Source organism: Bradyrhizobium sp. 154, from assembly GCF_023073875.1.
GTDB lineage: Bacteria > Pseudomonadota > Alphaproteobacteria > Rhizobiales > Xanthobacteraceae > Bradyrhizobium.
The window spans coordinates 1-6692 of sequence record NZ_JADPKG010000088.1 but is presented as its reverse complement, the minus strand read 5'-3'; the positions used below and the strand labels follow the sequence as shown (position 1 = coordinate 6692).

At 57.2% G+C, this 6692-nt stretch carries 6 protein-coding genes and 1 pseudogene; 2 read left to right on the top strand and 5 right to left on the bottom strand.

Annotated features, from left to right (window positions below; all coding sequences use genetic code 11):
* The 4 genes and pseudogenes from IVA92_RS20995 to IVA92_RS20980 form a co-directional block, all read right to left on the bottom strand.
* Positions 1–1830, bottom strand: a 1830-nt coding sequence (locus IVA92_RS20995) for a FecR family protein (protein ID WP_247534306.1), incomplete at its 3' end; no start/stop codon positions are given.
* Positions 1831–2494: 664 nt separating this feature from the next.
* Positions 2495–2728, bottom strand: coding sequence for a hypothetical protein (locus tag IVA92_RS20990; protein ID WP_091894168.1), 234 nt, complete (start codon positions 2726–2728; stop codon positions 2495–2497).
* A 249-nt stretch (positions 2729–2977) separates the two neighbouring features.
* On the bottom strand, positions 2978–3181 hold the full coding sequence (locus IVA92_RS20985; protein WP_247279344.1) for a hypothetical protein: 204 nt from the start codon (positions 3179–3181) through the stop codon (positions 2978–2980).
* Between the two features lie 193 nt (positions 3182–3374).
* Positions 3375–3924, bottom strand: a pseudogene (locus tag IVA92_RS20980) (transposase); the annotation flags it as partial.
* Between the two features lie 617 nt (positions 3925–4541).
* Here IVA92_RS20980 and IVA92_RS20975 point away from each other — a divergent pair.
* Positions 4542–5192: a hypothetical protein gene (locus IVA92_RS20975; protein WP_247279343.1), complete on the top strand. Its 651-nt coding sequence runs from the start codon at positions 4542–4544 to the stop codon at positions 5190–5192.
* A gap of 282 nt (positions 5193–5474) precedes the next feature.
* Here the strand turns inward: IVA92_RS20975 and IVA92_RS20970 are convergent, their stop codons facing one another.
* Complete coding sequence (locus IVA92_RS20970) at positions 5475–5741, bottom strand: hypothetical protein (protein WP_247279342.1); 267 nt, start codon at positions 5739–5741, stop codon at positions 5475–5477.
* A gap of 576 nt (positions 5742–6317) precedes the next feature.
* Here IVA92_RS20970 and IVA92_RS20965 point away from each other — a divergent pair.
* Positions 6318–6596, top strand: coding sequence for a hypothetical protein (locus tag IVA92_RS20965; RefSeq protein ID WP_247279341.1), 279 nt, complete (start codon positions 6318–6320; stop codon positions 6594–6596).
* Positions 6597–6692 lie beyond the last annotated feature (96 nt).

Sequence of the window (6692 nt, the reverse complement as noted above, 5' to 3'; positions counted from 1 at the left end):
GGCCTCGGTCACCGTCGGGCCGGTGGTGCTGAGCGTATAGACCACTGCGCCGCTGGTCGCGGTATTGCCGGCCGCATCGCTCACCCGCGCGGTCAGCGAGTTCTGGCCGTTGTTGAGCGTGACCGTGGTGCTCCAGCTGCCGTTGCTCTGCACGATGGCGGTGCCGATCGCGGTGGTGCCGTCCAGGATGGTGACGGTGGCGCCGGCATCGGCGACGCCGACCGTGCCGGTGATGGTCTGGCTGGCCTGGTTGACCGGTCCGCCCGCGCTGGTGATCGCGACCGCGGGCGCCGTCATGTCCAGGGTGAAAACAACGGGTACGCTTGTGCTAACGTTGGCACTAGCGTCCAAAGCGACGATGCTGTGGTCGCCATCTCCTGCCAGAGTGACTGCCGTGCTCCAAACACCGCCAGAGCCAACGGTCACCGTTCCAATTTGTGTGGTGACACCATTGTAGGTATCGTACAGCGTCACTGTCGTTCCAACGAGGGACGCATCGACAGTTCCGCTGATCGTTTGGCCTCCTTGATTGGTTGGCCCACCTGCATTGGCGATAGTTACAGGTGCCAACGACACCAAGGCGATAGCTTGCGTTGTATCCAAAGTGGGGACGAGCGGTTTTGATGCGGACGCAGAAGCTCCCGTGATGGAAGCGAGAGTCACAAAAAATGGAGTGATCGATCCGCTACCAGCTTGGCCCTTCACGTCGTCCGCAACAACAGTAGTCGGGGCCTCGGTGGGTGATGATGGCGGGCTCCCAGCGAACTTCTGCAGTGATTTTGTATCAACATCTCCTCGCTTGCCGTCGCTAGGTGCCGGAGTGTCTGGAGCGATCTGTTTCCCGATATCGTAGGTCGTTAACACCTGCTGAAAAGCATTGAACTCCTGCGCAACCTGGCTTGGGCTCTTACTGATGGCTTGGGTGGTCACCTCGAAATTGGCCGTTGGCGTGATGGTCATCGATGGACCGTCGCTGGTAACTATCCCGATTGGATCCCCCGCGGTACAAACGCCTTGAAGCAAGTTCGTTGGGACACATTTGAAGACCTGTACGGAATGAACTTGACCGTCTTGCTGATCGGCAACGGAGACCGAGACCTGTCCATCCACTGCATCGACGTTAAGAATGACTGCTGTACCGCGAATTCCAATCACGGCAGTAGGCGTCGCGACTTGCATGTCGCCCGTTTTGGCGACCTGGCCAGCGACGAAACTGGCGGCCCCCTGGACGAGGGTGAACAGCGAATGGTTCGCGCCACTCGTCAGACTGACTAGGGTACCGCTCGCGCTACTCTGCCCCTCATACCCCAATTCGTTCAACATGAAGCGAGCGTTGGCACTCAGGTTGAACGTTGAGCCGTCGATCAGAACGAGGCCGAGAGTAGAGCTGCTTCCAGTCTGCACGATATCGTTCTGATAGACGACGTCCCCGTTATTCGCCTCGATAGTAACGCCGTTGCGAACGATGCTGGCGCTGCCCGTTATGGTGGCGACATGGCCAATCACCTTTCCAGCGGCGGCATTTCCTCCGGCTTGAGCAAAGATTTGATGGCCGGTGAGAGCTTCAACAACCCTTGCATCGAGCAGCGCGCCGTCCGCAGAGCTGAGCGGCGAACGCTTCTCACCGAGAAAGTAATTGGGGATCGTGAGTCGATGGTTAGCATCGGAAATGATGAGATCATGGCCCGAACGTGCATATTCCCCTGAGAACAGGAGACGCGCGTCAGAAATGATGAGCGCGTTGGCTGGGCGAGGCTCAGGGAAGCCAAAGGACTCCGAAGCGACCTCAGATCCGGAAATATCGAACGTTTGATTTAATGGGGTATTCAAATCGGCGCCCCACTCGGAAATTGAAATTAATTAATTTTGTGTTAATAGCACGTCATTAATTAACTGCAAACAGATTGTGCGGTCGGCGCCTGAATCTGTTTGAGGCCCATGATCGTTCGACCCCGGATCAAACGAGAGCGTTAGCACCCGTGCGGAAGGTCCAACTCACATGGTACGATCAAGAGCGTTTCGTCGCCTTGACCTGATCGAGGTGCGGCGTCAGTTGGTGCGCGCGCGCAACCGACATTCCAGTAACCGCGTTATCGTAAGGCGCATCAACGGCCTGCTATGCCGGATTTACCACTTGGATGGCATCGCCCCCAGCCAAAGTGAGCGAATTCGCAAGGCTGTTGAAATCGCGCTCCGAGGCACATCCGAAGGTTAGTTGATCTAAGTCAAGCCCCCCGGATCAGAAAGGTAACCGCTGCCCAAGCTTGTCCTTGCTCAGTGCAAGCAACAGCAGGCCGAGAGCATCGGCGGGCGCGTCACTGATGCAATGGATCGAAAAATATCGGCTCTTGGCACCGGACCGATCCTGGCCATGCCAGCATAGAGTTGCGGACCGCAGTCGCTTGCGCAGATTCGTGCATTCGTCGCTACCCGGATCTCTGTGCATCCCCCCTTGCGGGGCAGTTGCGCAGCGGACGGTTGACCGATGTTAGCACTATTCTGCGGCGTTGAAGCTGGGCTGGCGGTTGCATGCCTGATTGGCAACGTTAGCCTCGATGGCCATCTGAAGCGATGAGGCAGACAGTAGCGCCATAGCCGATCGTTCTTCGGTCAAGCGTCTCTCAATGTACTGCCGTTCAACTTCGGTCAGCGTCGTTTCGAGCAGGCGCACATACCGATCTATGTTCTTCTGATATGTGCGCAAACGGACAATCTTCTCGTCCATCATCTTCCATCCCGGGGAACGATACTTGAAAATATCTCTTGAAGACGTGATTTTAAATATTTTATATCAATGCGTCGGATTTAAAATGGCAGATAAATCTCTGCGGGTCAAGAAGGGTATCTTCGATGAAATCGATCATGCTCACAGTGATAATTCTGTTCGCGATTTCGACCGTCGCGCCGCTCAATTCGTCTCCAGCATTGACTCAGCAAAACACACCCGACAAAGCCAAGGGTGCTAATACGCTTGCTACTAAGTGAGGTCAGTATTTGCTTCTCGCGAGTCCGCAAGCAAACGGCGGGTGGCTGAGCGAAAGTCGTCGATGAAGAAATCCTTGTTGGACAGCACTGATGATGAAATGGCAAGCCAGCGTGGCGCTTCGACCAAGAAGCCGTAGCCTGGATCGAGTAAACCAGAATTTGGTGCAGGCATCAGCGATGCAAGAACCTCTTTCAATCAAAGAGCAATTTGCTGTTGGTTCTCGCATCGAGGTGAGACCATCTGCCGGGCCACGGAGTGAAGGGTTATCGGTGTTTTTGAACCGTCCAATATGCATCAGGTCCGTAGCGGTTCCGTAATTCCGTTATGGGTCTTGGCCGTGTAAAAACGTCTGAGGAGGACGCGGGTTATGAGGTCCGGGACTGGCGTCTCAGGCCGCGATCGCAGCGATGAGCGGCTTGATCCCGACAATGTTCATGGCCCGCGTCAGATTGTAGGCCAAGACGGATAGTGCCATCTCGGCGGCTACTTTCGAAAGCGTTTTGGTCAGGAAGTGTGTCGCTCCCATGCCGGCCTTCATCGTGCCGAACGGATGCTCAACTGTTTCTCAACGCTGGCGCATGGCTTGTGGATTTGCATCAAGGCGCTGCTGCACAGCATCGAGCACGTGCTCATGCTCCCATCGTGTAATCCGCCGCTCCGGCCCTCTCGTGCATTGGGACTCGAGTGAGCAGCTTTGACAGGCCGTGGTCCAGTAGCGCCGCAGCATCTTGCCGTCTTCTTCGTTCGTGTAGCGATATGGCAGCCGCTCTCCAGCTGGGCAGCGATAGGCGTTTTCTTCCGGCAAATAGACAAACTCCTGCACCGAAGCGCCCTTCCGATTTGGCGCCCGACGTTAGGGGCTTGGGCAGAGTCACCGTGATGCCGCCCTCGTGGCACGCAAGGATCTCCGGGCTGTTGAAGTAGCCGCGATCGGCTACAGCCTCGAGCGTTTCCGTCTCCGAGTTCTCCGGTTGAACTTTGAGCTTGTGTATAATTTCCACTGAACGCCGCATAGTGTTGCTCGTGTGGGCCTACTGCTTTGGCTGGTGACGCTCGCCGCAGAGTTGATGTTCATTTGATTTCATGCGTATGGCAGACGGGCCGACCGGCGCCTTTAGCTAGCGCGTAGTGCGCTTGCAGCTTGTCGGTAGCCCGCGCTAGCTCCGCGCCTTCCAAAAGTGTGGACATTCTGACGGTAGAGCTAGACCGCTTTCTCGAACGGTAGGAAGATCAGTATCCGAATCGGCAACGGGAATGCCGCAGCAGGCTCTCGCCTGGCCGATTTTTCTAACTCCAGAACAAAATCGAAAGGGGGAGGTCGGCTTTAGCAAGACGGAGAAGTTACCTCATGTCTCGAGATGAGCCTCTCAGCCCTCGCACAAGAGCCGCCGGTAGCGCGCGGAAAGCTGTCATCTCCAGGAAGCCGAGCGCCCTGAAGCACGGCGCCTTCTCTTCGATCGACTTGATGCCTTGGGAAAGCGCGGACGAGTTCGACCGGTTGCGTCGTCGGCTAATTGAGAAATATTGCCCCGACGGCCCTCTCCAGGAAGAATGCATGGCGAGCATCGCTTTCTTGATGTGGCGCAAGCGTCGGATTCAGAAGAAGCACGAACTCGATCTGGCTGCCGAACTTGATCGTGCAGAAAATGCTGTTCTGTGGCAGCACCCGCAGCCCCTCGCTGATGATTGGCTCGAACACAAGAAACAGCAGGCGGCAAGGCTCAATGAGGCGAATACGCGCTCTCGGCGCGTCCGCGAAGATTACGATGAGCTCTTTAGTTTCAGTACCAGCCTCTATCGCGACCGCGCTGCGTCGACCTTACGGCCCGCAATTGAGATGTTGCCCCCCGAATTCGCCGAACACCTCAAGAAGGCTTGCCCGGAAGGAAACTACGAGACCACTTCTCAATGGATCGTTGCGCTTAAAAGAGAGGTTGACGGCGTATTGCTTCCAATGGTGCGCACGCGTCACCCCACTACAGAAGGCAATCGTTCCGCAGAAGCTGCTGCGAAGGTGCTGAACGAGAAGCGCCTGTTCGCAGACCTTGCCGCCGAAGAACGCATCGAGCGACTGATCGATCAGCAGCTGCACCGGTTCTTTAAATTGCAGGCGGCCGACGAGGTGATGATGCATAAGAGGAAGTCTCCAGTCCGCATGATTGAAGCATCAATCAACTCCGCAAACGAGCCCGAGGCTCAAGGCTGAAGCTGGCATGCCCCGACGGCAGGTGCTCACCGAGCGCAAATTCGCTGCTTGATTTTGCGAGTATCGAGAAAGGATTCGCGGGGTACGAGCAATTTCGCAAATCGATCCCCGTAAGTACCTGAAGTAATTGGAGGTAGTTTTTTGAGGGTTCTTTTGGAAAGGGCGGCGGGCATGGGTCGACCGTCCTCCCGCAGCTCAAAACAAAACCGCCGCCGGCCGGGGTGTCCGGAACGGCGGCGGTCGTTGATAGAGCCAGGCTGCGCTCAGCCAAGCGCTCTCGAATTACCGAACGTACCAGTATCCCCACCAGCGCTGGGACACGGGCCGTGCGTGCGCCTTCATGGCCGCGACTTCCTCGACCGGGCGAAGCTGGGGACCATAGATCGCGGGCGGGTAGACATCATCCCACAGCACAACTCCGCCTTGGACGAAAGCCGCCCGATGATGCGCCGGACCAAGCGCGAGCTCGGCGGCTGGCGCCACGGATGCGGTCAAGGTGAGGCCAAGAGCAGACAGGGCAATGGATGGAATAAGCACGCGGAAGTTCATTGGATTGAATCCCTTCGAAATGCGATGCGAAATAATGCACGGCTCCCGGACGGTTGCAAGGGCATCGGCCGACCGATCGGCCCGAAATTCCCGTTGCGGGAAGCGGGGTCTGCGCGAATCGCTCCTGCTCGACGATCAAAGCCTCGGGCCCGCAAGCTCGCAAGAGCATCTCTATATAGAGTGGGATCGTTGCCGGCCGAAACGAGAGGTGGGGGTGGATGATCGGACACGGCATTGCCTTGCATGCACACAAGAAGTCAAGGTGTGAGCAATCTTTCGGCGCCGGGAGTCATCGAAAATCATGATGTCGACACACCGCTCGGTCTTGATGTGTCCCCGGACTATCCGGGACGACTCTCCATGGCTTCTGCATTTGTCTCCGCTTCCATTTTTGGCGCTGGCCTCATCTTGGGATATGCGCTGCGTGCTTGGCGCGTCCAGCGAAGGGCTGCAAGCTCCGGTGAGACCTCGACTCCCACCTCAACATTCGGCCATGCCCGACGAGCCTTTTAGGCACCGTCCGGCTCGCCGGCAGGCACTCGGGGTTCTCACTGAAGCGAATGGGGGCATGACGAGATGAGTGAACCCAAGAAGGACGCTCCGCGGCGATACATCGTAGATGGCGCGGGACAGCGTGTTCTCGTCGGCCTGACGATTTCGGAGACGCTAGAGTTCGAAACGTTGGACAATCCGGATGCGCGATTGCGCGCCGGTTTGCCTGATCAGGAGCCTCATCTGCAGCAGAACGAGCACGGCGCGCGTTGGCTGGAGCTCTACGTCAAGCATGAGCGAGCCTGGAACGATTGGATGGCCGAGACGCGTGCCCAGCCGCAGAAGCCCTGCCTGCTCAACTAGTCGTCCGTGAAGAACCTCCAAGCGGTTGATCAAGAATCAGTTTTCGGGGCGAGAAGGTCTTGGGGATTGCAAACTTTCGGGCTTTGACGGCCCAAA

Coding starts and splice junctions, on each gene's coding strand:
- IVA92_RS20990 (WP_091894168.1), bottom strand. CDS start 2,728: ATGATGGACGAGAAGATTGTCCGTTTGCGCACATATCAGAAGAACATA.
- IVA92_RS20975 (WP_247279343.1), top strand. CDS start 4,542: ATGGCGAGCATCGCTTTCTTGATGTGGCGCAAGCGTCGGATTCAGAAG.
- IVA92_RS20970 (WP_247279342.1), bottom strand. CDS start 5,741: ATGAACTTCCGCGTGCTTATTCCATCCATTGCCCTGTCTGCTCTTGGC.
- IVA92_RS20965 (WP_247279341.1), top strand. CDS start 6,318: ATGAGTGAACCCAAGAAGGACGCTCCGCGGCGATACATCGTAGATGGC.